Here is a 26,634-nt window from a genome sequence, read left to right as displayed (position 1 = left end):
CTCGCAACTCGGTCGTCCATCAGTCGATGGACGGCGGAACAAACTGGAGTTTTGATGTGCAGAAATTGATCCGACAAAAGTTGAGAAACGGCGACTGAACGCGCTACCAATCCTATGTTTCGATCGCGCGCGCAAGAACGCTCGGGCGCTGATGAGGCGGCCTGCCAGCAATAACGTCCCCGCTCGGTCGGATATCCTCGTCGAGCGCCTTCGAAGAGAATGGCGCAGTCATCCATGCTCGGTCGAATACGCCAGAGTTCGGGGCCGGCGCCAACACCGTCAACGAGATATTCGGGCCAACGCTCAACCCCTGGAACCCGTTGCGCTCTGCCGCCGGATCGTCCGGTGGACCTGCGGTCGCCCTTGCCACAGGCATGGCCTGGCTTGCGCATGGCTCGGATATGGGGGTCGTTACGAAATCCGGCAAACTTCTGCAGCGTGGTAGGCCTGCGGCCCAGCATTGGGCGGGTGGCACATACACCGAAATTCAAGATCGACCGCAATCTCGGTATGCCGGAACCGATGGCACGCAACGTCGAAGATGTTGCCTTGATGTTGGATGCAATGAGCGGCGAGCATCCAGGCGACCCGTTATCACTCCCTAAGCTGACTAAGTCCTTCCTTTCGACGGCGCGCTCTGGCAAAAAGCCAAAGCGAGTTGCTTATTCCCCCGATTTCGGCATCACGCCCGTCGACCCGCAAGTTGCGGCGATCACGCGCAGGCGGCCGCCCGGTTTGCAGAAGTGGGCGCAATCGTCGAAGAGGCTCATCCCGATTTTCGCGAAACTCATGAGTGCTTCCACGTGCTCCGCGCATTCGATTTCGCGGTCAGTAAAGCGGCTGTGTTGCGCAGCAATCGCGATCTGCTGATAGGCGACGTTATTTGGAACATCGAGGAAGGGCTGAAACTTACGGTCGAGCAGATCGAGCTCGCCGAGGCGCAGCGCGCAGCGATGGCTGCGCGTGCTGTGGACTTTTTTAAGAAATACGACCTGCTCTTGTCACCCGCAACCATCGTCGAGCCGTTCGCGGTGCAAGACCGTTACGTCACAGAATGCGACGGCAAGAGGTTCAAGCACTATGTGGATTGGGTCGCGATCGCCTGTGCAATCACACTGGCGTGTTGTCCAGCGCTATCTCTGCCCTGCGGCTTCACCAGCTCTGGCCTGCCGGTCGGGTTGCAGATGGTCGCCGCGCCTCGCGCTGAGGGCCAGCTCCTGCTGGCGCCAAAATGCTGGAGGATATTTTGGGCGTGCGGGAAAATACACCCATCGACCCAAGGGCACCAACGTGAGGGCTGTCACAGCGATCGTGGCCTTCTCGGTCTCTGCCTCGGTGCGCCTTCCGATTGTCAACCGGCTGATCGAAATCCAGTATCAGGCGTGACGGTTTCGATACGCAAATCGAAATGACATTCACCGGATAGGTACCGACAGCGGTGCGGCCGAAAGCAAGACGCACAACCCCCCTGGGCAAGAGCCAACTGGCGATCGGCTTTGCGGTCCCCGGTGAGCCTCGCTGGCGACGTAGGCGATCTCGCTACACAGAGAGCGCAATCATCCCAAGTACTACCATTCCTCGACCGAGCGCTGCCACAGCGAAGCGAGCGATCGCGAATCTCATATTGTGAGGTCGGATTCAAGATCCTCGAGTCCCAGGGCCATCCAACGGGGCTGCGGGTCAAGCGCCCGCCGCCTTGAGGATATCCTTGAAATTTCGTAGGCCGGTTCGCGGCGCGTTGATCAAGACGGCCATATTTCCTGGCTTGTGCTGGTTCTTCCACATCCTTGTGTGGGCTCGGGCGATCTCCTCCCACGGGAAGACCTCGCTCATGCAGGGGGCGACGCGACGATCGACTACAAGGCGGTTCGCCGCACTGGCCTGTTTGAGATTGGCAAAATGCGATCCTTGGATTCGTTTCTGGCGCATCCAGACATAGCGCGCGTCGAATGTAATATTGAGCCCTGTGGTACCGCCGCAGAACACAACCATGCCACCGCGCTTAACGATAATGGTTGAGACTGGAAATGTCTGCTCGCCTGGATGCTCGAACACGATGTCGACGTCGCGCTTCCCCGTGATATCCCAGATTGCTCTACCAAACCGCCGAACCTCTTGGATCCAGGTTTTATATTGGGGCGAATCTATCGTGGGCATTGTACCCCAGCAGTTGAATTCCTTGCGGTTAATGACACCCTTGGCGCCGAGTGCCAGAACGTATTCGGCTTTACTGGCTTCGGAAATTACGCCAATCGCGTTAGCACCGGATGCGACGGCGAGTTGGACCCCGAACACTCCGAGTCCGCCCGACGCGCCCCACACCAGCACGTCGTCGCCTGCCTTGAGGACGTGGGGCACGTGCCCGAACAGCATCCGGTAGGCAGTTGCGAGGGTTAGTGTGTAACAGGCCGCCTCCTCCCAGGTCAGGTGCTCTGGTTTTGGCATCAACTGTCGTGATTGCACACGGCAGAACTGTGCGAACGAGCCGTCCGGGGTCTCATATCCCCAGATCCGCTGGGACGGCGAGAGGAGCGGTTCGCCCCCGTTGCAATCCTCGTCATCGCCGTCGTCCTGGTTGCAGTGAACGATGATCTCGTCACCGACCTTCCAGCGCCGCACCTTTGCTCCTACCGCCCACACAACCCCGGCCGCGTCCGACCCGGCAATATGATAATGGAATTTGTGCATGTCGAAGGGTGAGACTGGTGTGCCTAACCCGGCCCAGATTCCGTTATAGTTGACGCCGGCGGCCGCCACGAAAACGAGTACCTCGTCTTCGTCAATCGGCCAGGTAGGCACGACCTCAACGAGAAGCGAAGCCTCTGGCGGCCCGTGGCGCTCGCGACGTATCGTCCACGCGTACATGCGGTCGGGGACGTGCCCAAGCGGCGGAATCTCACCGACTTCGTAGAGTTGCTTCCGACAGGATGCTGGTGGTGATAGTTCGTGAGCAATGGTTGACACGGTGACGCTCCTTCGCAATTGTTCGTCATTCTTCCTGCACGTCGCTGACCGGTCCTGCCCCACACCATCGACCTGACACCGTACCGGCAAAACGCACCTGCACGGAATTCACGGTCGCAACACGGGACCGCGAGCTCGGCCCAGTTGACCGGCTTCTTCTCGTTCGCCCTCTACCCTAAGATCGTCCAAATCGATCAGTACCTCGGGGGGCAAGGTCAACCGCACAGAATCGTTGGCACGAATCACAAAGAGAATGACGCAGCTCTCTTCGCCACACCTTGAGCAAAGAGTGTGCCAGCTCGGGCCTGGGAAAAGTAAGCACGTTCAAAATGCGATAATCTGCTCGGCTGGAACACTGGATTGTTCTCGGGAATGGACGCTCCAGCTCATCCATAGATACACGCGTGTGTCTCATGGCAAACAAAAGGATGTTCCAAGAGGGCAGGGGGCCTCCCAGTCGCGGCTCCTCCTTCCAAATACGAAATACGGCGCGCGGGACCTTTGAGCCGACAAAGCATGGAGGCTGCTCACAACCGAAGAGATGCTGAATACGCGTCCGTCCGGTGACCGCAGCTCCTCTTCTCAATGCCCAACGCTCTCTGCCAAGATGACCTCCAAGCCAGTTATGATAGGCTTTCGAGCTCCAACCTTGGCGTTGATCGCTGCGATTGCCGACGCGCATTGCGGGGGTGCAGGACTCTCGGGCGGCAATTAGTGAAGTCCTTGATGGCAGATCTAAAACCCGTCCATGCTGAGCTCCCACCCGGTTCTATCCAAGGTAGGTACTCAAACTCCGAAAGGAGATGCATCCGTCATCATCTTACTTCATCTTGTCCCGCCATGTCTCGTCGCAGTCGCGAATGTTCGAAAGCCAACAAGCCGTAGTTCGTGCCCGTCGCGGATGATGCCTTCTGGAGGAAAGCTGAAAAACTAACGGCGGGCCTTCGGGCCGCGGTCAGATGCAGACCCCGGCTGCAACTGAGGATGACTCGCTCTCGAAGCCGTTGGCTTATGGGCCGGAGCTTGATCGCGGAGCACAGAAGGAAAGGCCCGCGGTGCAAGCTGTACGCCAGGACTCCGGCGGGATGCGCCTTGGGCAACAAGGATTCGTACCGTTTTCCGTCGCCATTAAAGCGACTCTCTCTGGTCAGACATTTTTCCGCGGCGAATGCCGTCTACAGCGAAGCGCGTCCGACCTGGCTGCATTGTCGGAAACCCTGTGCCCGTCAAATGCCAGCGCCCAGAGCCGGTCGGAAATTCGGCGCTCTGACTGACGCGGCTGCCTGCCGAGGGCACATTATTCCGAGCGCACGCAGGCGCGGATACAGTTCGTCTTGGCAAAGGACGGGTTTGGTCTCGCCTCCCCAATCTGCGAGGAATAAAGCGGAATTGCCGAGCTCAACAACTCTTCAAATCCTCGACACAATGAACTCTCTAGACGAACGTGCGGTCCAGATGCCTTTGCGCTGGTTGCGTCAGCACTCTCAATGCTGCGTCATTCTTCATGCCTTTGAGGGCCAACTGCTACTTGGTTCGGCTCAGAAAACGCTATCCTACAACGATGAAGGAATACATACTCTTGAGAGACGCTATGGACGCAGACGCAGAAGTCGTGCCCAAGCTTGACCGCAGTAGGGAAATTGCAAGCTGGATCACAACCGGAACTGATTCCGGTGCGTCTACGATTGTACGCGGTGACGGCGATGTTGCTGATCGAGCAATGCACGATCATATCCGCACAAGCGGCCGTGTGTTTTTCGGATCTCATCAGGCCACTACTCATTTTCGCGAATAGACACGATTTGTGCGTCAGCACCACGGTTGTTACGCGATGCTGCGCAAATGGTGCAGCGAAGCCGCTCGCAATACTCACGTCGAAATCATTTCTCGCACCTCAACCGGACCTTGGTCCTCCGATCACGGTGCTCGGGAGCTTCTGGAAGGAATAAAAACAGAGGCTGCAAAGATTGGAGCCCGTCTGTCCATGCACAATCAGGACAAGCGCGCGCTATACATCCCGATTCCGTTCACCGCCCGTCCGTTACTTCACTGCAGCAAAACGTCTGCTCGACCGCTGTAGCGCGTTGAGCGCACGGAGAGACGAGACACGAGTGCCTGTTTGGGCGCCCCCTTATCGCAAGTGCAACCGCCAACGATGTCAACGCCCGTCGCGCATGCGTGAAATTGTGGGAGCTCGCTCCCAGACCGTCTTTATGTCCAACAGCCGGCCGTCAACACCTCCTACGCAACGTTCGGTCGCGTGCCTCTTGTGGAAATCAGCAAAAGCGCCGACTCGATCGAGGGGATACGAGAGTTGACGATATGCGACGCTCGTAGTCGGGATCACAAAGGAGGCCCGCTCGCAGTGAGGGGTCGAACAGCATGCGTGTTGCGGTCGATGTCCACACGTTGTCCCCAGATGTTCGCTGGGGGTTGACCAGCCCACAGCGTAAATGAGTGGGACCTTCCAAAAAGTCGAGCTGCCGATCCCTGGCCATCGAGTTTCCAGTAGGTCTGGTACGCACCTAGCCGCTAGGCCCACTCGATCGCGTCCCGCCAGTCGACGCACGTGCGAGTATTCGACCAGCTCACCGTGTTCATTGAATCTTCCGCTGTGGCCATGCTGAGTCCTTGCAGCGCCCAGGGCCAACAAAACATCATACGCTGGCTCTCACTGAGCGGTAGGCCGCGCCGGCCTGTCAGAACCTCTTGCGCGTCATAGCCGATTTGAAGTCCGCATAACTGGCTGGATCCGTCTGGAACAGCCGCATATTCCTGTTAGTGCTACGCGAATGGCTTGTTGCGAAGGTACAAAGAGTTTTGCCTCGCTTTCGATCCTCGTCAAATTTTTCGTCCAGCTTTTTCCCAAAAAGGATCACGCAGCCGCCGCTTGAAGATCTTGCCGGAGTCTTCGCGCGGCAGACAGGTGTGGATCTCGATACGGCTGGGGACCTTGTAGTCAGCCAATGATCTCTTCAGAGTCAAGCGTATATCCATGACGTCGAGCTTTGCCCCAGGCTGCGGCTCGACCAATGCCATCACCGCCTCGCCAAATTCCGCGTCGGGAATGCCGAACACAGCGCAGTCGTGGACACCGGGTACCTGGTACAGTGTCGCCTCGATCTCGGCAGGATATATGTTGACTCCACCGGAAATCACGACATCTTGCTTGCGGTCACACAGGAAGACATACCCGCTGGCGTCAATGTACCCGATATCACCGGAGGTGATGAAGCCGTCGTGCTCGATCTCGCGGCGCTTCTCCACCTTGTTGTGGTATGTAAATTCAGGATATGACGTGGCGCGGGAATAGATCTCCCCGATTTGTCCTGTCGGCAACACGCGTCCATCCACGCCTAGGACACGCAGCTCGACGTCGGGCAAGACTTTGCCGACTGTTCCCGGCTTGTTTAGGGCGTCCTGCGAGGTTGCAAAGGTGACCGCGCCAGACTCGGTAGAGCCGTAAAACTCATAGATGACTGGCCCCCACCATTCGATCATCGCGCGCTTCACGTCAGTTGGACAAGGCGCGGCCGCACTGATCACGTGACGCAGCGAGGACAAGTCATATCTGTTGCGTACAGTGTCGGGCAGCTTCAAGAGGCGTACGAACATCGTCGGCACCATCAAGATCGTATCGATCTTCTCTGACTGAATGAGGCGCAAACACTCCTCAGACTCAAAGCGTGGCATTAGCACCAGAACGCCACCGATGCGGCTCGAGCGAATCCCGAAGAAGTTGGGCGCCGAGTGATAGAGTGGCCCTGGCAGGAGTGACCGCGTGCCATGCCCATAGATCATCGCGCGACGACGCTCCAAGGCCGCATTCTGCTCGAGGTTTGGTGCGGCACGACGTACCCCTTTGGGATGGCCTGTTGTGCCGGACGTGTAGATCATGCTCATCGGCTCCAGTACGGCGGCTTCCGAATAGTGCGGTTGCTCTGCAAGCCACTTTTCGAAATCTGTTGCGAAATCGGGTTTTCCCTGATGCTCAGGATTTACCTGGTAGGCGACGATAACTTCTGGAGGAGGCGATACGCTCAAGACCTTGACGCTGTTCGGGATGGCACCATCCAATCGATGTAAAAGGTCAGCATGGCCGATCAAGACCGATGCGGCGGAGTCCCTCAGAATATATTCGATCTCCCCCGGCTTGAAATGCCAGTTTACAGGTACGGCATAGGCGCCGAGCTGGATAGCGGCATGTGCCACCTCGATGAACGCAATGTCATTCCGCATCAACATGCAGACACGGCCGCCCTGGCGCACGCCGAGCCGATGGAGACCGCCAGCAATGCGCCTGGCGCGATCAGCGACATCGGGATGGCTGCGCCGTCGTTCGCCAGAAATGACGCCTAGAAAAGCTTGGGATGCTGCGTCCATCGTTTTGTCCTTTCTATGAACTGAAGCCGGGGAGATCAGGAGGTCAGAGGAGTATTTGAGAACTGGAGTCGTATTGAGCGCGCACCTACAGACCGCTCGCGTCATAGTGAACTCATTCGCACCATGGCTAAGGAGATCTCAAAGTCCCACGATGTGTCACCCAGACAAACTACCAACCTTGGCGCTTGACGCGTCGCGGAATGGCTTGCAGCTTGCTGCAGCTCAGCCGGCTTGGTAGTTGAAGGCGTTGCATGCTCGCTGTAACAGTATCGCCGTGCTCATGCATCTTGCGCAGATAGGGCTGCACGGTCGGTGCAATATGCAGCGCCACCATCAACAGCCAGTCGCGCTTCCTGACCCCCCGAACGTATTTCGGAACCATTGGGTATCTGTGAGCGGTCTTCCGTTCAACTCGAGGCGCTGGAGCGGCGCATTACGCGATGGAAGGCCGGTCGTGAAATAAAAGGGGCCTATCGGGCGACTCCGATGCAACGACGTTGTCGCGATTTGCAACCTAACGCTCAACAAAACCGCAACCGTCGGATCGCCGCGCTTTGTTTAGGAAGCAGGGACACCGAGTAGGAGGCGCATTCAGACGGCGGAACGAGCGAGGCTCATACCAGTAGCTATTAGCCGGTTCCGCACGCCGGCGGTTGCGGTAGCGACCATCGTCATGATGGGCGGGGCACAACGCCCCCGGCCCGAAGCGCACGACCCGCGTCCGATGTCTGACATCGAACGAGACGGTTAGCTCCAAAGAGCCCGCCATGTTGAACCGACGAGGCTATCTTAGGTCGAATCGGGTGTGAATGTGCGTTGGTACTGCTGGCACGGTCGTTGCTAGTCACACAGCAACGCAGTCTCAGGCGGAGTGCATGCAGACACGCTCTCTCGTTCATTGAACTCGTGCCGCGTTTCTTAGGGACACTCGCGCTTGCGCAAACAATCGCGCGAAGGTGTGGGAATAGCTTTGGAGAACAACATGATTGTTCGTATGGATTCGCCAGCTCCTCCGATCAGGGTGGAAAGCTGGGTGCGTGGCGAGCCCCACACCAACTTTAAGCTGGGTACGCTGTATAGCGTCGCGTTTTGGCCGACTTGGTGCGGCGGATGTGGGGCGGAGATTTCCCATCTCGCGCAGCTGCGAGAGAAATACGACGATAACGCAGTTCAGGTCATTGTAGTTGCAGCTTCCGAGCGAGGCTAACGGCCGAGGAGGCGCGAACAAAATTGGACGCGTGGTTGACCAAGAAAGGCTCCAAGCTGAACTTCTGGATCGCGTTCGATTTCGCGGGAACAATGAAGACGTGTTGGATGGCGCCCAGTTTTTCTAGCACTATCACCACCTCACTCGTCATCGACCGTGACGGTCACGTCACCTTTCGCACGATGCAACTGCATGACGTGTTTCCACAACTCGTAAATGGCACCTGGCGCACGAGCGATGAAGCCAAAGCAGCGGATGCTGAGCGAATCGCTGAAGCAGACTCTGAACTCCGCGAGAAAGCCCCGATGCAAGCATTCTGGGGCACACTTGGACCGGCGCTGAAGGCGCAGGATTCGTCGACGGCGTTTTCGGCCGCTAAAGAGGGCGTCGCAGTGATGCCGGACGATATCAACGTTCACCTAGATCATGAGGATCCGGCCCTGCACACAATCTATGACATGCAGACGGAGTTACGCGTTATGCGTCGATTCGTTCGCGACGCGATCGAAAACGAATCCGAGTTGTGCGACACTTCGATCCATGAATGACACGGATACGGAATTCGTTGTCGAGAGCGATTGCAATATGAAGCCCAAGAAGAAGCAGAAGATCGATTTATCGGACCCCAATCTCTCGAGCCTTATCCTCCGGCTCGCCATTCCGGCTGTTGTTGGCCTGTCGATCGTCGCGTTACATCAGGCCGTTAACGCGATCTTTGTTGGCGCGCTTGGCGTGCAGGCGATCGCAGCTGTCAGTATGACCTTGCCGATCGTGCTCCTGCTAGCGGCGGTCGGAGAGGGGATCGGCGTTGGGACGGCGTCGTTCATATCTCGTCATCTGGGCGCTAGTGAGTACCTGGAGGCGAGTCGAGGCGCAAGTACTGCACTCGCGCTCGCCGCTCCGATCGGTCTCGTCGTTACGGCCGCTCTGCTTCCAAGCCTACGAGTGATCTTCGCAACGCTCGGGGCAACTCCAACCATCATGCCCGTGGCGCTCGACTACGCGGTGATACTTTTGTTCGGGTACACTGTGATGCTTCTAAACATCGTCAGCGGCTTCATCGTCAGAGCTGAAGGCAACACTCGATTCAGCATGTGGACGATGATTGCCGCATTCGTCCTAAATGCCGTACTCGATCCGATCTTCATATTTTCGATGGACTTCGGTGTGCGAGGCGCAGCCCTGGCGACACTGGTATCTCAGATCGCTGCTATTTGCCTCTATATCGCTTATTTTACGAAGCCTGGCGGGATAGTCCTCGTCAGGATATCTCACATCTCGTTGGGAGCAGGTCGCATCAGACAGCTCGCGTTGGTAGGGGCACCGGCGACCATGACCAGTGTTTTATCTGCGATTGCCGTTATGCTCTTGTACGGAGCTGCCGCGCCGTTCGGAGACGAGTCCATCGCGGCCGTGGGAATAGCTGCGCGCATCTTGACGATCGGCGCACTGCCTATCACCGGCTTCTGTATAGGCGCTCAAGCTGTCCTGGGTTTCGGTTGGGGCGCACGTGACTTTGCTCGTATACTGAAGACTGCGAAGTTCATGCTCTTGATGACTGTCGCTCTTTCCGTTACGTATTCTGCAGCCGTTGTGGTTTTTGCCCGGCCTTTGGTCAGGCTGTTCAGCGATAGCGATAAGGTCACAGAACTCGCCGTATCGACCTGCATCGTCTTTCATCTGTTTTTTGGACTTTTTGGTGTTCAGAGTTTCGTGACGACGATGCTTCAGTCGTTCGGGAGAGCACGCCTCAGTGCGGTTGTCTCCTTGGCGAGGCAAGGCTATCTCTTCATACCTGCCGTACTGCTATTTCCCGTCGTATCGGGTTTCAACGGACTGCTGGCCAGTCAGGCAATCGCTGAGTTGGGCGCCGGAATGATTGCACTGTTTGTCTTGGTCCACCAGTTCGCTGAGCTCAGACGAGCGCTCCGGCACCTTCCGTCAAGAACGATCGAGGTCGCGGGTTGACCTGACTAGTGATATCATCGGAGCCGAGGCCATTAGGCCTACAAGAAGATGGATCATTCTGGGTGCACTGGGCGCAGTGACGGCAACCGCACCAGCCGAGGCATTGCTTAACTGGATAGGCTGGCGCGGTCCATTCGAGTTGCTTGCCGCATCCAGCGCCACCGCGGCCGCTGTAATCTATTTTTTGGTTCTAGAGCAGAAGGTAAGTACAAAGATCCGCTCTACGGACAGTCGGTCAGAAGACCGTCGATACGGATGGGCGGCTCTGGAGAATTGCGCCGAATTCTTCAAGGTATCGGATCCGCAAGGGTCCTGCAGTCCTTGTCGGTAGCGTCTTGTCTCAGCGATGTGGAAGGGTTGGATCGAACAAGCCTTACCACACAATTGCTCATCATGGCGACAGCCCTAAGCATTGGCGCATTGCTGCTCGGTGCGGTCGCCGATTCGCTGCGCCCGCCTGGCAAGAACATTGAAAACGTTGCGCGCGATCATAGCTGCTGTGTTCATTGCAGCCGAACTCGCGCTGATCTTGCATCCACCTTTCCTGTCGCTACCTCATGGATCATTGTGGTGGCGGTGGGATCAGCAATTCCCTCAGCTACGCGATCATCGGAGATTTCTTTCCGGCCGAATTGACGCCCGCGCAAACGCCGTGCTCAACGTTCTGCATTTCGGGTGGGCTTTCCTGGTCCAGTACGGGACGGGGTTAATTCTCGAGCAATGGCCGGCAAAGGACGGACACTGCCCCTCAATCGCGTATCAGACGGCGTTCAGTATCAATGTGCTGCTGCAGCTGGCCGCCCTGGTCTGGTTCATCGCCCCTTGGATCAAAGAGTTGAACTGGAAATCTCAGATCGCCCTCAAGCGCAAGTCGACGGACAAAAGCAGGTCAGTTCACGTCGTGATCCCGAGCGCCGGATTGGTCATCCTGGAAACCGATCGGGATGTGGAGTGGTGAGCTCGGCCTTGCGCTGCCTGGCTTTCGGCCTCGTCGGTCTACAGGTGCGTCAAGAACGTCCGGCCGGCTGATCGCCTGAGAAGAGCTCCAAATAACTGGTCGGATATGCGACATGCGTCGCGAGGTCGACAAGAATAATACGAAAAATGCGTAATATCAATGAGCGCGGGCTGGCATGCGACTTGCTATTGTTCTCGGAACAGCCAGGTGAAATGAGTTTGAGCAATGACCAGTCTGACTGAGAGCGCAAGTCAAGTCGGTGCGGCAGATGTGCTGAGCGTCGGTTCGCGGGCCCCCTTGATCAAGGTTGAGGACTGGCTACGTGGCCAGCCGGTTACAAAGTTCGAGCCTGGGAAAGTATACATCGTCGACTTTTGGGCGACGTGGTCCGGACCATGTGTCGCCTCGATGGCGCATTTTGTGATCCTGCAAGACAAATACAGGAACAATGGAGTTGAGGTGGTGGGCATCGTGTCGCGCTCCGGCGCGATAGCTGCGAGAGTGCCTGCCGAAGTGAAGAATGGTCGCCGGCTGCTAAGGTTGGCGTCATAGAAGCTGCCGGATGGCATCTTCGAACAACCAAAAAAGATAGAAATGGGTGGTGACGCTGATGCTCTCCAGCTCTCAAGGACGCTTTCTCAAAATTCTATCGCTGCTCTCAGAAGCGATTCAGAACCTCGTTTCGCTTAGATGGCATGCCGATTCGGGAATCCGCGGCAATGGACGGGGCCATCTGGAGCGGTCAGAGTCCCCTGCGCCCCGCACCGAAGGAACACTGAGCGAAGCGGTACCTTCATTGTCACCCCTCTTTGGTACCACGGTGCCGGGTCGAGCATGATGTACACTCACCGCCAGCGCCGCTCTGTCAAAGCCGCCGCCCTGTTCCGGCCATCTGGCCCCTGGTACAAAGTTCTTTACATCCAGGTACTCATCGCGATCCTGATTGGGATTCTCGTTGGCTGGTTGTGGCCTGCTGTGGGGACGAGCAGCTGGGTCAAAGCGCTTGGCGACGGTTTCATCAAGCTGATCAAGATGGTGATCGCACCGATCATCTTCTGCACTGTTGTGTCCGGAATTGCGCATGTTCAGGATGCACGAAAGGTCGGCCGAGTCGGCGTCAAGGCACTGCTTTACTTCGAGATCGTATCAACCTTCGCGCTCGTCCTGGGTCTCGTGATGGGCAATCTCGTTCAGGCCGGTCATGGACTCGCTCCCAGGGCTGATGCCGCGGCGGTAGCTAACTATGTCAAGACGGCGGAAGGGCAGAAGGCGGTCGATTTTCTCCTCAATATCATTCCTGATAGCGTGGTTGGCGCCCTGGCGCGAGGCGACGTGCTACAGGTGCTGCTGTTTGCCATCCTATTCGGGTTCTCGCTGATGGCGCTTGGCGAGCGTGGTGAGCGGATGCGCGGTCTGGTTGACGATGCTGCGCACGCGGTGTTTGGTGTCATTAGAATCGTGATGAAGGCCGCGCCGATCGGGGCGTTCGGCGCCATGGCCTACACCATCGGTGAATTCGGACCCTCCGCGCTCGGTAAACTCATTGGATTAGTTGCCCTGTTCTATGTGACAGCCGGGCTCTTCGTGATCATTGTGCTTGGCCTGATCGCGCGCTTGGTCGGCTTTTCCATCCTAAAGTTCATCGTCTACATCAAAGATGAGCTGCTGATCGTGCTCGGAACGTCGTCGTCCGAAAGCGCGCTGCCGCAGTTGATGGAAAAGCTCGAACGGCTGGGCTGTTCCAAGCCGGTCGTGGGCCTAGTGGTGCCGACGGGATACTCTTTCAATTTGGATGGGACTAACATTTACATGACGTTGGCGACGTTGTTCATCGCGCAGGCGCTCGGGGTCGATCTCAGCTTTGGCCAGCAGCTCACGATACTGGTTGTGGCAATGCTCACCTCGAAGGGCGCAAGCGGTGTTACCGGTGCAGGCTTCGTTACCCTGGCCGCAACGTTGACGGTGGTCAGTCCTGAGCTTGTCCCGGGCATTGCGATCGTATTCTCAATCGACAAGTTCATGAGCGAGGTGCGCGCGCTTACGAACATTATCGGGAACGGTATTGCCGCGGTGTTTGTATCCTGGTGGGAAGGTGAACTCGACCATGACTCACTACACGCCCACCTCAAGTAGACGTGCGAGCTCAGCTCGGCCCGGCGACGGCCAATACCGTCGCGAATAGAATGCCGCGGGCCAAGACCCTTCTGGCGTAGAGCTTTTCACTCTTCCAAACCGGCAATCTCGCGGCGGGTTTCGGACCTCCCATAGCGTGAATCGCAAAAGCATGGACCTTGCCCCGTTCAGAGTCCCGACAACGCCCCCGTCTCACGCTATCAACAGGGTGGCCGCCTTCCTTCGGAATCGCTGTCCGCTTTGCCTGGATTCCGCACAGCCGGTCGTGCATGTCCGCAGTCGCACCCGCCGGCATCGAGAGAGTGTTCCAGCCACTAGACCAGGGTCTGTGGAGATTCATCTGAATGGCGGCGGCGGTGGCGAGGTAAATCATCGCCCCGAAACTGCCGTCTCTCTTGTCGCATCCATTACAATGCGTTTGAATTCCTTCAGCTTGCCCAAGAAGTTCTCCCATCAGGTGACGCCATTTGTAAAGGTCCTTCTCCGATATCGAGAGGCTGTGCGCGCCTTCGGTGTTGCGAGATGACGACCTCGCTCTGCGTTCGCTCAGGTCTTCGATGACCCAATTGAAGAGGCCGTTGATGGTTTCGGCGAGAGCATTGTCATAGGAATCTCCGACGCTGCCGACAGAAGGCTCCACGCCTGCTTCAGCCAGGCGCTCGGTGTATTTGATAGAGACGCCTTTGCTGCCCCTGTCGCTATGATGCACGAGCCCGCCGCGATGGACCGGCCGTCGATCATGCAGGGCCTGCTCCAGCGCATCGAGCACGAAGCTGGCGTGCGCCGTGCGGGAGGCCCGCCAGCTTACGATCCTGCGGGCATAGGCGTCGATCACAAAGGCGACGTAGACGAAGCCGGTCCAGGTCGCGACATAGGTGAAGTCGGAGAGCCAGAGGACGTTCGGTCTTGGTGCCTTGAACTGGCGATTGACGTGATCCAGCGGGCATGGCGCGGCCTTGTTGCTGATCGTGGTCTTGACCGGCTTGCCGCGGATAACCCCTTGCAAACCCATGTCCCGCATCAGTCGCGACACCGTGCAACGGGCAACATCGAAGCCTTCGCGCTTGAGCTGCCGCCAGACCTTGCGCACGCCGTAGACCGAGAAGTTCTCATCGAACACGCGCCGAACCTCGATCTTCAGCCTGACATCCTGCCTGGCGCGCGCCGACAGCCTGGCCGGATCGCTCCGCTTGGCCATATGGGCGTGGTAGGTCGAGGGGGCGATCGGCAAGATCTTGCAGATCGGCTCGACCCCATGCGCCCCACGATGATCGTCGATGAAGGCGATCATGGCTTGGACCGGCGGTCGAGCTCCGCCATCGCAAAATAGGCGCTAGCCTTGCGCAGGATCTCGTTGGCCTGCCGAAGCTCGCGGTTCTCCCATTCGAGCGCCTTCAGCTTCTCGGCCGTGTCGGTCGGAACGCGGACCCGCTGCCCGCTATCGACCTCGGCCCTCTTGACCCGGTCATGCAGCGTCTGCGGCGTGCAGCCGATCTTGGCTGCAATTGACGGCACCGCCGCCCAGCGCGAGGGTGCTCACTTGCGTGATCCAGAACCATCCGAACCGCACGAGACCGGACCTCAGGTGAAAACCTGTTCGTCGTCTTGCATGTCATGGCTCCATCCTCTCAGGAGTTGGAGCCTCCGGCAAACCCGGGGCGGTTCAGTTGTTCTTCTGGACGATCTCTAGGGTGCGGGCGCCTATCCGTCCTATTGCATGGTTGAGCTCCAGCCTTAAGGTGCATTCCATCGCGCGCCGCATGTGCGTTGCAGGAAATCGTCAGAGCGACGAAAAATGTGACGCAAATCTCAATGCATTATCAGTATCCTGATTGCATGACAATTTCGACAAATGACCGCGTCGACCCGCAAATTGCGTTTCAAAGTACGAGGCACAATCGTCCGTACTCGGTCGGTCTACTTACCACGCATCTGCAAAATCTTCGCCGTCGCGATTTTTTGGCGGGAGGAGCGCTTGTCGAGGCTCAGTGGGTGACCGGCGGCGAACGAGACCGTGTGGTCGATCCTGCGACCGGAGAGGAGATCGCGGATGCTGCTCGTTGCGGCGCAGCAGAGATGGAGGTCGCGATAGCCGCGGCTAAGCGGTCGTTTCTCGCATGGCGAGAATTGTTGCCCGTAAGGAGAGGTGCGATTCTTTGGGCTAGGCCTCATTGATGATGGATGACGGGGAGGAGTTTGCGAGCTCGGTGACGAGCGAGCAGGGCAAGCCGTTGGCCGAGACGTGCCATCATACGTCTACACGAACAACCTACGTCGGACGATGCGAGCTTCTAAGCGGATCGAATCCGGCAAGCTTAGCATCAACACAGCTTCATTCACGGGGCCGCTCATTCCGTTCCGAGGGTGGAACCAATCTGGGCTCGCTCACGAAGGGGGAGCGGCACGGATTAACGAAATACCTGGAACTAAAATACGTCTCGCTCGGAAACCTGGCGGCTTAGGAGAGCGACATGATTGACATCAAGACCATTGCTAAACGGGATCGCTCGAGTGTTTTGCATTCTTTCATCCAGCTCAAGGAGTTCGCCACTGCTAAGATTGGTGATCCGACGATCGTGATTGGTGGCGAGGGAATGTATATCAATAGGCAGAGGGTCGCAGTTATGTCGACGGCTTTGCGGATCTCGTGGTATCGGCTACGGCCGGACTCAGGTGGCCGAAGCCATTACGCGGCAGGCTTACAGCTTGGTAGCATACATATCCGGCGCACACGATCGAAGAGCTGGCCACGCTTTACGATCGCCTCGTGCTCATGGCGCCTTGCTCGCTCACTTGGGCGGGGGCGCAAGCAAGCATATGGTCTTCGACATGAGTGAGGAGGGTGGACAGTTCGCGCATTCATGAACCTGACAATCTGTTGTAACACAACAGTTGAGCACGATTATTGACACGGACATAAAAATCCATCTCGTGCCAACGTTGAATTTAGGTGCAGACGATCAACCTGTTGAGGATTCCATGGAAAGACACTCGGACGAGGAGCCGGGGGAGAAAGCTGGTCACTACGATACGGTCGGTTCGCTTGCAACCAACGTAGCGGACGGCTTCACCATCGTAGCAGTCGGAGACCTCATCGTGACGAGGCCTCTGACCAAAGCTCAAGGGCCCGGATTCGGCGCCATCGTCAAGATTCTTCGTGAGGCTGACGTTACGTTCGGCAATATGGAAACCAATATATTCGATATCCGATCGTTCAAGGGAAGTCCTCAGGCTGAATACGGCGGCGCGTATCACGTCAGTTTACCAGAGCTCGGACCAGACTTGAAGAAAATGGGATTTAATGCCCTAAGCCGCGCCAACAATCATTCGTTTGACTGGGGCGTTGAAGGCATGCGTGAAACAAGCCGAGCGCTCGACCAGAGCGGCATAGTCCATGCGGGTGTGGGCGAGAATCTTGCACAAGCCGGCGCCGCTCGCTTTCTGGAGACCGCACGGGGGCGCGTGGCATTACTGTCGTGTGCGTCAACGTTCACGCCGATGTCCCGGGCGTGCGATCCTGCCGGCGAGGCGCCTGGCAGACCGGGACTCAACTCGCTTCGTTTAGCGCGAACAATCCTGGTCCCGCCAGAAGTGCTCGAGAATTTGAGAAAAGTACGTAATTCGTTGCCAGGCTACAGGGGGCGACACGAGGAGGCAAAGCGGATTGTGCTTGCTGGGATGACATACGAAACGGCCGACAAGGCTAGCTACAAGTATGAAGCGAACTCCAAAGATGTTGCCGGCATTTGCCGAAATGTTCGCCAGGGCAAGCAGTTCGCGGACTTTTGCCTAGTCACGAACCACGGTCATGAGCCTGGAAATTGGAGCCAAGAGCCGGCCAATCATGAGCAATCGTTTGCGCGTGAGCTAATCGACGCCGGTGCCGACGCATATATCGGGCACGGACCCCACCAATTGCGGGGGATCGAGGTCTACAAGAGCCGACCTATCTTCTATAGTTTAGGAAACTTCATTATGGACGACCTCCGCACCCCTGTGGGGGCAGACATGTTCGCCGGCTATCAAAAGGATCCGATGAAGGATACCGATGCTGAGCTGACGGCTGCGGAGATGGCGGGCGGATATGAAACCGACGCAGGGTTTTCGGATCCTGTCTTCTATGAGAGTGTTGTTGCCGCTTGCCAGTTCGAGCACAACCAACTTGCTGAGGTGCGCCTTTATCCGATTGAACTCGGTCATTCCAAGAGGTTAGCGAACCGAGGCGTCCCGCGGCTCGCGTCTGGGCCGCAGGCCCAAGGCATACTGGAGCGTCTACAGCAGCTCTCGAAACCATTTGGGACTCATGTTGCGATCGAGAATGACACTGGAGTCATCAATCTACGGCACTAGACTCAGATCAACCCTGGACTCTGCTCGTCGCTGGATGAATCCGAAAACAATGAGAGCAAGACTGAAGTATCTGCAGATTAAGGCTGAGCTCCGGTCATAGGTCGCAGATCGTAAGCCTGCTTGAGAATCGTGAGCCCGCCGGCGTCGGTTTCGGCGGGCCGGTAGCGCTTGTCTTACATCAGACCAAATTGTCGCCCAAATCTAAGATACATGCATGCTAAGTTGACCCGGCCATTGAGTCTTCCAAGGAGTGCCTCTTCCCTCTTCCTGCGGCCCGGCGAGCTCCCAACGGCAGAGCAATCTTCGCGTCGGAGGCATTCTCGGTGGCGCGTCGCAGGGTGCAGCCAGGGCTTCATCTCATTGAGGGCAGCTGCTTCGGCGCCGTCCCCTCTAGCATTATCATCGGCGCGACTATCAGTTCATACACGCTGAGATCCTGAGCCGGCTCGATCTGCGCTAGCACTACTTTGGCAGAATTTATTTTCGCCAGTATTTTCCAAGGATTTTCGACACCGTTGAGGCGGCGGCCGCAGGATGAGATCGACGATGGCGTGACGTGCGCGGGCATGGTTGGCTGATGAGGCGGAGGTCCGTTGCTTCTTTTTCCGCTCGCGTGTGCGAGGCGACGATGTTGCAGGCAAGCGTAGGCGATCATTGTCATCAGGGCGTGGCGATGAAGACCCCGCCATGATCGCCCCTCAAAGTGATCAAGTCCAGGCTCCTCCTTCAACTGCTGATGCGCCTGCTCACAATCCATCTTGCCTTGATGTTGGCGGTTAGTGTGCGCAGATCTGTCGCCGCAGGGAGATTGGGCAAGATAGTATTTCTTCTCCCCCGAGGCGCGTTGCTCGCTAATGAGCCAAGCCTCGTCGCCCGGGAGATGCTGCTGACGCTTATCCCAAATCCGCTGAGGAGGGCCGTCGGCGGTGCAGACACGGAGAGCAGCTGCGCAGGTCCGCATTCGCTGAAGCTCGATCAGCGGCCAACGGAACTTCGCCTTCATCTGCGCGAACATGGGAGTGACACATCGATTGCCTTTCAGATGGTGCCCCCGGCACAGTTGACGGTCGGCCCGATTACATTACAGAGTCGGCGAGGGCGACAAAAAGCTTCACGTTTCCTAGGAGTGATGCATAATTTCGTCAATGAAGCGCGCTGAATCACAGCAAATCCGCGCCAGGACGCGGCAATAATCGGAACGCAGGCAGCAATCCGGTTGCCCAGTCGTCGACGGAATCAAAAGCGCAAAACGGAGGTAAGCCGAGCGGCAACGCACTTGCGCGCCCTGCAACGGGAGGACTTTGTCAGTGCTTCTGTTCGCCGCCGCACTTTGCGTGGAGGCGCCTCGCCACATCCTCAACCCGTGCGCCTGTGCCGATGGCTGGTGCGCTCATCAGGAGCGCTCCCTACTTTGTGCGGACCTGGTTCAGTGGCGCGCCTGCGGGTGGTCGCCCAGCGGGAAAGCTGAGAGCGGGCGGGCCTGCGCCCGCCGGTACGAGAGCCGGGCTATGCTCGACGCAGGGTCGCCTCGATGTTGCACCGCTTTTTTATCGCGTGCAGCTCGGCCTTCGATGACCCTGGTGGGCGCGTGGCTCTGATGAGTTGAAAGATCTGATGAGTTGAAAGAGTCATGCTGGCGTGCGTGCGCCTTCGTCGGCTGGAAATGCATGATCGACGTTGGTCGTGGTCCGAATTGCCATTTAGCTAAACCGCGGGAAGTTCGCCCATCTGGTCGTGCTTTACACCCATTACATCGAAGTGGCGGAGCTCGCCGCAGAACTGCTCGATACCATGCTGAAAGCGGAGGATTAGAACATGACAATCTCTCGACGCGATCTTATTAAATCGACGCTGGCCGGGGGGATGGCTGTGTCGGTCCCATCAGTCGTGCGGGCACAGACCGCGCCAACGGCCTCGCGGTCGGTCCGCATGGTGATGAACGGTGACCTCCGAAACTTCGATCCGGTTTCTTCGACGGGCACCATCACTGCCGATCATGCGCTGGCAATTTATGATACTTTGTTCTCGCAGGATTCCAAGGGCATGCCTCACCCACAAATGGTGGGAAAATGGGGCGTTTCGGACGACAAGAAGACCTATACGTTCGAGCTGCGGGATGGTCTGAGCTGGCACGACGGCACCCCCGTCACTGCGGGGGACTGCGTAGCCTCGATTCGTCGCTGGGGCCAGGGAAGGCCTGGCGGCCGGTTGATCATGGAGCGAAGCAAGGATATTTCGAAGAAGGATGATAAGACGTTTACGATCGTTCTAAAGGAGCCGCTCGGGATTCTAATCGATACCCTTGCGGATTCGGGAGGGATCTGTTTCGTCATGCGAGAAAAGGATGCTGACCGCTCCGCAACTGAACAAGTGACCGCGAACATCGGGTCGGGACCGTTCAAGTTCAATCAGGCCCTTGCCAATCCCGGGGCAAGCTTCACCTACGACCGCAACGAAAGGTATGTCCCACGCCAAGAGCCTCCGGATGCTCTTGCAGGTGGGAAGGTTGTCAAAGTTGACCGTGTCATCTGGGACAATATTGGCGATCAACAGACTGCTCTCGGCGCCCTGCAAACCGGTCAGGTTGATTACGTTGCTTCGATTCCCTTCGATCTGCTTCCAATGATCAAGAGCAACCTCGATCTTGTAGTCGAGGTTGTGGACAAGACGGGCAGCGATTTGTTCGTCCGCATGAACTGTTTACAGAAGCCGTTTGATAGCGTGAAGGCGCGGCAAGCGATGCTTCACTTGATCGACCAGGAGGCGTTCTTACGCATCCTGCGCCCCGATCCCCAGTATGCTTTTCCGATCACATCGCCATTTGGGCACAATTCGCCTTATGCGAACGACGAAAATACTGGATGGTATAAAAAAGGCGGAGATCCAGATCGAGCTAAACAACTGTTCAAGGAGGCTGGATACGCAGGAGAAAAGGTCGTTATCCTCGATCCGACCAACGCTGCTTGGTCCCATAATCCCACGCAGCTGGTGGCGGCTTCGTTGCGCAAGATCGGAGTAAACGTCGAGCTTGCTGGGATGGACTGGGGACAGCTGCTGACGCTCCAGCCGTACAAAGGACCGATTGACAAGGGCGGTTGGAGCATTTTCGTGTCAGCGTGGTCCGACCTAGGCTTGGGCAATCCGGTCACTACTTCTTTTCTCCAAGCCAATGGTGAAGATGCCTGGTCTGGTTGGCCGAAGAACGACGAATATGAGGCTCTCCGGAGTAAGTGGTCAAATGTCGAAACGTTCGACGAGCGACAGGCATTGGCGCGTAAGATGCAAGGGTTATGGTGGGACTTCGTTGGCGCCGTTTTTTTGGGTGGGGTTATCTCGCCCATCGCGCGCCGCAAGACACTCACGGGCCTGGTCGCCGCACCGGGCCTAAAACCGATGTGGAACATGCAGAAAGCGTGATCGCGCCATGGCCGTCTACATCCTTCGCAGGCTCATCTCGACCATCGCGGTTATGGCGATGGTCGGGATTTTTATCTTCCTACTTCTCAGGCTAGCGCCTGGTGATCCCGCGGCCATTATCGCTGGCGACACCGCGTCGTCAGAGAGCGTCGCTGGCATCCGCCAACAGCTCGGACTTAACGACCCGTTGCCAGTTCAATTTGCGCATTGGGCGCTTGGAATCCTCGGTGGAAACTTTGGTACCTCAATTTTCACCGGACGTCCCGTTCTCCAACTTATCTCGCAGAGGCTTGAGCCAACCGCTTCGTTGGCTGTGTCGACGTTATTCTTTTCGGTTGCGTTCGGCGTCGCATTCGGGATTCTCGCTGCATGGCGAGCGGGCGGCCTCGTCGACCGTCTTCTCACGTCGTTCTCCGCTCTCGCATTTTCCGTGCCGGTGTTCGTCGTCGGCTATTTTCTCGTGTATTGGATGGCAATAAAACAATCCTGGCTACCGGTCCAAGGATACGTGTCTGTTGAAGAGAGCGTCAGCTCTTGGTTGGTACATCTTATCCTACCTACCTTGTCGTTGGGTCTATTCTATATCGCCTTCATCGCGCGTATAACGCGGACGAGCGTACTGGAAGTCCTCTCGGAAGATTATATGCGAACTGCCGCTGCCAAAGGGGCGTCGCCATACGCCCTCCTTTTTCACCACGCACTGAAGAATGCCGGGGTCCCGATTCTGACTGTGATCGCCATATGTTTCGCGTACTTGATCTCGGGCGTGGTCATCACGGAGACCGTGTTCAATATTCCCGGGGTCGGACGGCTTGTCGTCGATGCGATCAACAACCGCGATTATCCCATAATTCAAGGCGTGCTGATCCTCGCTTCGGGCATGTACGTGCTAGTCAATCTCGCGGCCGATCTTGCCTACACTCTCATCGATCCCCGCATCCGGTACTGATCATGAGCCTTCTCTCTGCTCCCATTGCAGTTGTGCCTGTGGGTCGGCCAAAGTTGTCCGGTCTTCCTCGCGCCGCAAAGCGGCACCCTATGATCTTTATAGGTGGCGGACTTTTAGCTTTGTTGGCCATGTTGGCACTTACAGCTCCATTTTACGCTGGCGATCCACTGAACATGGATCCGTTCAGCCGCCTTCAGCCGCCTTCCGCTGCCATGTGGCTCGGCGCCGACAATCTGGGCCGTGACGTGCTTTCGCGGACAGTGTTCGGTGCCCGGATCTCGCTTATTGTTGGATTGGTATCCGCTACGTGCGCGGCCGGGCTGGGCCTTCTGGTTGGTCTTGTCGCCGGCTACGTCCGCCACCTCGATAGTATCATCATGCGGATAATGGATGGACTTATGTCGATCCCGACAATCCTTTTGGCAATGGCCTTAATCTCCCTGACGCGCCCGGGCATCGGCATCCTTATCGTCGCCATCACGATCACGCATACTCCAGGGACCGCCCGGCTGGTTCGTTCGGTGGTTCTCGGTGTTCGGGACCGCCCTTACGTGGAGGCGGCGATCTGTGGTGGTGCCCGCCTGCCGAAGGTGCTCTGGCGGCATATCCTTCCGAGCACCATTCCGCCCCTCATGGTTCAAATTGCTAATCTCTGCGCCAGCGCGATTCTAACGGAAGCCGGGCTCAGTTTCCTGGGCGTAGGCGTGCCACCGGACATTCCTAGCTGGGGCAATATGATCTCAAGTGGTCGTTTGTACATTGCAATCGCACCGTGGTCGGTCTTTGCCCCCGGCGTCTGTCTTGCCGCTACTGTCCTTGCCGTCAACCTACTCGGGGATGGTTTGCGAGATCTATTCGATCCCCGTGCCAAGCGGAGGCGCTAGCATGCAGCTGCAAAAAAGCGCGGATGCGGAGGTCCTTCTTGATGTTCGGAACCTTGAGACACACTTCTATGGCGAAGAAACTGTCACGCGCGCGCTAGGTGGTGTCACGTTCCACGTTAAAAAGGGCGAAACGCTCGGCGTTGTTGGCGAATCTGGATGCGGAAAAAGTGTCACTGCACTCTCCATTCTTCGCCTACTTCCAAGGCTAACTTGCAAGAACGTGGGGGGCGAGATCTGGTTTCATGGGCGTGATCTCCTCAACGTATCAGAACGGGAGATGCGAAAGATTCGCGGCGACCGGATCGCTATGATCTTCCAAGAGCCGATGACGAGCCTAAACCCGGTTCAAACTGTAGGTCGCCAAATCGCTGAAGCCGTGCAAATACACAGGCGCGTCAGCCGGGCCAGTGCGTTAGAAACGTCGGAAGAGATGCTTCGCCTTGTCCGCATTGGGGATCCTGAGCGTCGCATTAACAACTATCCCCACGAAATGTCAGGAGGAATGCGGCAACGGGCGATGATCGCCATGGCTCTCGCCTGCTCGCCAGAGCTGTTGATCGCCGACGAGCCAACAACTGCACTTGACGTCACCATTCAGGCACAAATCCTGCGGTTGATCATCGATCTGAAAGAGCGAATGAAAACAGCCGTAATTTTCATTACGCACGATCTGGGCGTTGTAGCCGAGACGTGCCAACGCGTAATCGTGATGTATGCCGGCCGCATCGTAGAGCAAGCCAATGTAATTGATCTATTCTCGCGCCCCACACATCCCTATACGCGAGGCCTCATGCAGTCGGTACCTGACTTTCGGCGCGGCCGGCGGCCTCGTCTTCACGAAATTCCCGGTATTGTGCCATCGCTTCGCGAACCAATTGTTGGGTGCAGTTTCGCGCCTCGTTGCCCATTCGCGATAGATATTTGCCGTGAGAAGACGCCCAGCATGCGTACGATCGGGCTAGACCACACGGCAGCTTGCTGGCGATCAGATGAGGTGCTGGGTACATGAACACTCCTCTGCTGAAGGTCGAGAATCTTACCAAACACTTTCGGCTCGGCACGGACTTCCTGAAGAAGGCCGTCCCAATTGTGCGGGCGGTGGAGGATGTATCCTTTTCCGTCGAACCAGGCGAGACACTCTGTATCGTTGGCGAATCTGGCTGCGGCAAGTCCACGATCGCGCGGCTTCTCATGCGCATTGTGGAGCCGACCTGTGGCCGCGTGATGATCGATGGTACCGACATTGCGGGTCTCAAGAAGCAACCGCTTCGGGAATGGCGCCGTCGGATGCAGATGGTCTTTCAAGATCCTTACTCGTCGCTGAATCCACGTCTAACTGCGGGACAGATTATCACCGAACCGGTCGACAATTTCGAGCGCCTCAACCGACAGGATCGTGAAGCTCTTGCCGCCGACCTTCTCAGAAAGGTCGGGATGTCGCCCGAGATGATGCACAGGTTACCGTCCGAGTTATCAGGCGGCCAGCGGCAGCGGCTTGGCATCGCGAGGGCGCTAGCTCTCAAACCTTCGCTCATCGTCGCCGACGAAGCGGTCTCTGCGCTGGATGTGTCGGTACAGGCTCAGATATTGAATTTGCTTGTGGACCTCCAGCAGCAGATGGGCATCGCCTACGTCTTCATCTCGCATGACCTTAGTGTCGTGCAGCATATCGCTCATCGTGTCGCCGTGATGTATTTGGGGCGGATTGTGGAACTCGCCCCATGCGAGGTACTATTTGCGAGGCCTACACACCCCTATACCGAGGCACTGATCGCGGCAGCCCCTGTGCCAGATCCGGCACGCGTTCGGCTGGAGGTGCCAATTGAGGGCGAGGTGCCAAGCCCCATTAATCCCCCGCGCGGATGCGCATTTCACCCGCGTTGCCCTCTCGCAGTCGAGCGTTGCCGTACCGTCGTCCCGCCTTTGGTGCCTATGGCGGACGGGCGCGTAGTAGCATGCCACGTTCGCGCACCGTCAATGGACGTCCCGGCCGACCCAATTGCAGCAGCAGCCGCTCCGTTCACACATATTTCGCAACCATAGACTGCGAATCTTGCAGTTGTTGTCACCCGAAACGAGTCCCGCTCGTCGCTGATGATCTCGAAGCTTTAGCTCACGAGGGGTACTTCGCGTGGGCCGACGTAGACGGGAGTGACGCAGAATTTCGGCTCTAGCGGTGGAAAATGGGCGAAATTCCGCTCCGGGAAAGTGTCAAAGTCGCCATATTCCGTTGACGACCGCAGATTGATCGAAGTGCAGGAAAATGATGCAGGGCGATGAAGCAGGGAGCGATACACCTGCAATTGCGCAAGGGACGAGCAATCCGCAACCAGGCCAACCCTTCGTCGCGGTCTCGGCAGATGTGCGCGAGCTGTATAACTATTCTTGGCATGCCGCGCCCGAACAATACCTTGAGGCGGCAATCTCGGGCGCCGGCGTATTTCCGTTGGTAGTCCCTTCCTTTGGTGACCGGCTCGACCTTGACCAACTGCTCTCGGCCGTCGATGGAGTGTTGATCACGGGTTCGGGTTCTAACGTTCATCCCTCGCTTTATGGAGGTGATGAGTGCGAAGCAAATGGACCGTTTGATTCGTCGCGAGATTCAACCGCGCTACCTTTGATTCGCAAGGCGATCGAGCAACAGGTTCCGCTACTTGCTATCTGCCGTGGTCTTCAGGAAATGAATGTGGCCCTTGGCGGCACGCTGGTAACTGAAATTCAGGAGCTGCCAGGCATGCTCGACCATCGTGCGCCCTCTAGCGATCGTCGCGATGAGCGGTTTGCCATCCGTCAGACTTTGACCGTAAAGTCCGGCAGCTACCTTTCCACTGTACTTGGCGCGGACAAAGTAAACGTAAATTCCGTGCACCGCCAGGCGGTTGGTCGGCTGGCGCCGCAGCTCCAAGTCGAGGCGGTGGCTGAGGATGGAACTGTCGAAGCGGTGTCCGTGCGGAATTCACGCTGTTTCGCCATTGGTGTCCAGTGGCATCCCGAATATTGGGTAGGATCCGACGAGCCATCTGCGCGCATTTTCCGTGCGTTCGGAGATGCAGTCCGGGCCCGGGCGGCGAGGAGAGTCCGGCTCGTGCGAGCTGCAGAATGATTTCCCAATGCTGATACGTGGTTGAGGCAATTAGACCGGTGTCGCAGCGCAGCAAATGACGAACGCTTCGGCAGCCTGTCGATTTGAGCGCCTCGCGCTTGATGAGCGTTTCCGTCCGGTCATGCAGCCTCGCGCGTAATCGATGATAGATGGTGAGCAATAATCTCCATTCGGCTCCATGAGGTGCCGCTTACTATGATCACACAGGAATGAACGCATGACGGAGCCTCTAATCTTCCCGCCGCGCTTTCCCATCGAAGAATACCGCTCGCGGCTCGCAGCGTTGCGCACGATCATGGCCCGGCGGAATGTCGATCT

The 26,634-nt window shown here is 57.4% G+C and carries 18 protein-coding genes, 4 pseudogenes and 1 other annotated feature; of the genes and pseudogenes, 17 read left to right on the top strand and 5 right to left on the bottom strand.

The features are described from left to right. Nucleotides 1–91: 91 nt before the first annotated feature. Nucleotides 92–1,294: pseudogene (locus ABIB73_RS36140) on the top strand (amidase); the annotation flags it as partial. Nucleotides 1,295–1,680: 386 nt separating this feature from the next. Here the strand turns inward: ABIB73_RS36140 and ccrA are convergent. From ccrA to ABIB73_RS36125, 3 genes are all read right to left on the bottom strand, one after another. Continuing rightward, nucleotides 1,681–2,955, bottom strand: a complete 1,275-nt coding sequence (gene ccrA / locus ABIB73_RS36135) for a crotonyl-CoA carboxylase/reductase (protein WP_354232099.1) — start codon at nt 2,953–2,955, stop codon at nt 1,681–1,683. A 2,850-nt stretch (nt 2,956–5,805) separates the two neighbouring features. Next, entirely contained in the window at nt 5,806–7,347 is a 1,542-nt protein-coding gene (locus tag ABIB73_RS36130; protein ID WP_354232071.1) for an acyl-CoA synthetase, read from the bottom strand. 169 nt (nt 7,348–7,516) lie between these two features. Further along, the gene (locus ABIB73_RS36125; RefSeq protein ID WP_354232070.1) at nt 7,517–7,729 is read right to left on the bottom strand and encodes a hypothetical protein; all 213 of its coding nucleotides are present in this window, start codon (nt 7,727–7,729) and stop codon (nt 7,517–7,519) included. Nucleotides 7,730–8,329: 600 nt separating this feature from the next. Here ABIB73_RS36125 and ABIB73_RS36120 point away from each other — a divergent pair. The 6 genes from ABIB73_RS36120 to dctA all read left to right on the top strand — a co-directional run bounded on the left by ABIB73_RS36120 (nt 8,330) and on the right by dctA (nt 13,613). Continuing rightward, nucleotides 8,330–8,554, top strand: coding sequence for a redoxin domain-containing protein (locus ABIB73_RS36120; RefSeq protein ID WP_354232097.1), 225 nt, complete (start codon nt 8,330–8,332; stop codon nt 8,552–8,554). Between the two features lie 35 nt (nt 8,555–8,589). Next, nucleotides 8,590–9,102 carry a hypothetical protein gene (locus tag ABIB73_RS36115; RefSeq protein ID WP_354232068.1) on the top strand — a complete coding sequence of 171 codons (513 nt, stop codon included), beginning with the start codon at nt 8,590–8,592 and terminating at the stop codon, nt 9,100–9,102. Further along, the gene (locus ABIB73_RS36110) at nt 9,095–10,522 is read left to right on the top strand and encodes an MATE family efflux transporter (protein WP_354232066.1); all 1,428 of its coding nucleotides are present in this window, start codon (nt 9,095–9,097) and stop codon (nt 10,520–10,522) included. The genes ABIB73_RS36115 and ABIB73_RS36110 overlap by 8 nt, the downstream gene beginning before the upstream one ends. A 469-nt stretch (nt 10,523–10,991) precedes the next feature. Continuing rightward, on the top strand, nt 10,992–11,480 hold the full coding sequence (locus tag ABIB73_RS36105) for a hypothetical protein (RefSeq protein WP_354232064.1): 489 nt from the start codon (nt 10,992–10,994) through the stop codon (nt 11,478–11,480). 225 nt (nt 11,481–11,705) lie between these two features. Next, the gene (locus ABIB73_RS36100; RefSeq protein WP_354232062.1) at nt 11,706–12,032 is read left to right on the top strand and encodes a TlpA disulfide reductase family protein; all 327 of its coding nucleotides are present in this window, start codon (nt 11,706–11,708) and stop codon (nt 12,030–12,032) included. A 285-nt stretch (nt 12,033–12,317) separates the two neighbouring features. Next, nucleotides 12,318–13,613 carry a C4-dicarboxylate transporter DctA gene (gene dctA, locus ABIB73_RS36095; protein ID WP_354232095.1) on the top strand — a complete coding sequence of 432 codons (1,296 nt, stop codon included), beginning with the start codon at nt 12,318–12,320 and terminating at the stop codon, nt 13,611–13,613. Nucleotides 13,614–14,181: 568 nt separating this feature from the next. On the opposite strand, the pseudogene ABIB73_RS36090 reads toward dctA, so the two are convergent. Beyond that, nucleotides 14,182–15,229: pseudogene (locus tag ABIB73_RS36090) on the bottom strand (transposase); the annotation flags it as partial. Continuing rightward, nucleotides 14,830–14,946 (bottom strand) — a sequence feature (AL1L pseudoknot). It overlaps the preceding pseudogene by 117 nt. A 196-nt stretch (nt 15,230–15,425) precedes the next feature. Between ABIB73_RS36090 and ABIB73_RS36085 the strand changes: the two are divergent. From ABIB73_RS36085 to ABIB73_RS36070, 4 genes and pseudogenes are all read left to right on the top strand, one after another. Further along, nucleotides 15,426–15,788: an aldehyde dehydrogenase family protein gene (locus ABIB73_RS36085; RefSeq protein WP_354232093.1), complete on the top strand. Its 363-nt coding sequence runs from the start codon at nt 15,426–15,428 to the stop codon at nt 15,786–15,788. Nucleotides 15,789–15,894: 106 nt separating this feature from the next. Next, nucleotides 15,895–16,092, top strand: coding sequence for an aldehyde dehydrogenase family protein (locus ABIB73_RS36080; RefSeq protein WP_354232091.1), 198 nt, complete (start codon nt 15,895–15,897; stop codon nt 16,090–16,092). Further along, a pseudogene (locus ABIB73_RS36075) lies at nt 16,085–16,395 on the top strand (aspartate aminotransferase family protein); the annotation flags it as partial. The gene ABIB73_RS36080 and the pseudogene ABIB73_RS36075, both read left to right, overlap by 8 nt. 197 nt (nt 16,396–16,592) lie before the next feature. Beyond that, nucleotides 16,593–17,963, top strand: a complete 1,371-nt coding sequence (locus ABIB73_RS36070) for a CapA family protein (RefSeq protein ID WP_354232089.1) — start codon at nt 16,593–16,595, stop codon at nt 17,961–17,963. Between the two features lie 477 nt (nt 17,964–18,440). Here ABIB73_RS36070 and ABIB73_RS36065 read toward each other — a convergent pair. Beyond that, nucleotides 18,441–18,912 (bottom strand): annotated as a pseudogene (locus ABIB73_RS36065) (IS701 family transposase); the annotation flags it as partial. Between the two features lie 866 nt (nt 18,913–19,778). On the opposite strand from ABIB73_RS36065, the gene ABIB73_RS36060 reads away from it, so the two are divergent. From ABIB73_RS36060 to ABIB73_RS36035, 6 genes are all read left to right on the top strand, one after another. Further along, complete coding sequence (locus ABIB73_RS36060) at nt 19,779–21,380, top strand: ABC transporter substrate-binding protein (protein WP_354232061.1); 1,602 nt, start codon at nt 19,779–19,781, stop codon at nt 21,378–21,380. Between the two features lie 7 nt (nt 21,381–21,387). Continuing rightward, nucleotides 21,388–22,329: an ABC transporter permease gene (locus ABIB73_RS36055; protein WP_354232059.1), complete on the top strand. Its 942-nt coding sequence runs from the start codon at nt 21,388–21,390 to the stop codon at nt 22,327–22,329. Between the two features lie 2 nt (nt 22,330–22,331). Beyond that, nucleotides 22,332–23,213 carry an ABC transporter permease gene (locus tag ABIB73_RS36050; protein WP_354232057.1) on the top strand — a complete coding sequence of 294 codons (882 nt, stop codon included), beginning with the start codon at nt 22,332–22,334 and terminating at the stop codon, nt 23,211–23,213. A 1-nt stretch (nt 23,214) separates the two neighbouring features. After that, nucleotides 23,215–24,222, top strand: coding sequence for an ABC transporter ATP-binding protein (locus ABIB73_RS36045; RefSeq protein ID WP_354232055.1), 1,008 nt, complete (start codon nt 23,215–23,217; stop codon nt 24,220–24,222). Beyond that, nucleotides 24,219–25,256, top strand: coding sequence for an ABC transporter ATP-binding protein (locus ABIB73_RS36040; protein ID WP_354232053.1), 1,038 nt, complete (start codon nt 24,219–24,221; stop codon nt 25,254–25,256). Before ABIB73_RS36045 ends, ABIB73_RS36040 begins: the two co-directional genes overlap by 4 nt. A 220-nt stretch (nt 25,257–25,476) precedes the next feature. Beyond that, nucleotides 25,477–26,316 (top strand): gamma-glutamyl-gamma-aminobutyrate hydrolase family protein, encoded by an 840-nt coding sequence (locus tag ABIB73_RS36035; protein WP_354232051.1) that lies wholly within the window; start codon nt 25,477–25,479, stop codon nt 26,314–26,316. Nucleotides 26,317–26,634: the final 318 nt, after the last annotated feature.

The organism is Bradyrhizobium sp. F1.4.3, from assembly GCF_040548375.1.
Classification (GTDB): domain Bacteria; phylum Pseudomonadota; class Alphaproteobacteria; order Rhizobiales; family Xanthobacteraceae; genus Bradyrhizobium.
Note: the sequence above shows the minus strand (reverse complement) of the source record. Positions and strands in the feature narration are given on the sequence as shown.

Excerpts from the sequence above, each read along its gene's own strand:
- ABIB73_RS36130 (WP_354232071.1), bottom strand. The coding sequence starts at position 7,347 with ATGGACGCAGCATCCCAAGCTTTTCTAGGCGTCATTTCTGGCGAACGA.
- ABIB73_RS36125 (WP_354232070.1), bottom strand. The coding sequence starts at position 7,729 with ATGGTTCCGAAATACGTTCGGGGGGTCAGGAAGCGCGACTGGCTGTTG.
- ABIB73_RS36120 (WP_354232097.1), top strand. The coding sequence starts at position 8,330 with ATGATTGTTCGTATGGATTCGCCAGCTCCTCCGATCAGGGTGGAAAGC.
- ABIB73_RS36110 (WP_354232066.1), top strand. The coding sequence starts at position 9,095 with ATGAATGACACGGATACGGAATTCGTTGTCGAGAGCGATTGCAATATG.
- ABIB73_RS36100 (WP_354232062.1), top strand. The coding sequence starts at position 11,706 with ATGACCAGTCTGACTGAGAGCGCAAGTCAAGTCGGTGCGGCAGATGTG.
- dctA (WP_354232095.1), top strand. The coding sequence starts at position 12,318 with ATGTACACTCACCGCCAGCGCCGCTCTGTCAAAGCCGCCGCCCTGTTC.
- ABIB73_RS36085 (WP_354232093.1), top strand. The coding sequence starts at position 15,426 with ATGCATTATCAGTATCCTGATTGCATGACAATTTCGACAAATGACCGC.
- ABIB73_RS36080 (WP_354232091.1), top strand. The coding sequence starts at position 15,895 with ATGCGAGCTTCTAAGCGGATCGAATCCGGCAAGCTTAGCATCAACACA.
- ABIB73_RS36070 (WP_354232089.1), top strand. The coding sequence starts at position 16,593 with ATGGAAAGACACTCGGACGAGGAGCCGGGGGAGAAAGCTGGTCACTAC.
- ABIB73_RS36060 (WP_354232061.1), top strand. The coding sequence starts at position 19,779 with ATGACAATCTCTCGACGCGATCTTATTAAATCGACGCTGGCCGGGGGG.
- ABIB73_RS36055 (WP_354232059.1), top strand. The coding sequence starts at position 21,388 with ATGGCCGTCTACATCCTTCGCAGGCTCATCTCGACCATCGCGGTTATG.
- ABIB73_RS36050 (WP_354232057.1), top strand. The coding sequence starts at position 22,332 with ATGAGCCTTCTCTCTGCTCCCATTGCAGTTGTGCCTGTGGGTCGGCCA.
- ABIB73_RS36045 (WP_354232055.1), top strand. The coding sequence starts at position 23,215 with ATGCAGCTGCAAAAAAGCGCGGATGCGGAGGTCCTTCTTGATGTTCGG.
- ABIB73_RS36040 (WP_354232053.1), top strand. The coding sequence starts at position 24,219 with ATGAACACTCCTCTGCTGAAGGTCGAGAATCTTACCAAACACTTTCGG.
- ABIB73_RS36035 (WP_354232051.1), top strand. The coding sequence starts at position 25,477 with ATGATGCAGGGCGATGAAGCAGGGAGCGATACACCTGCAATTGCGCAA.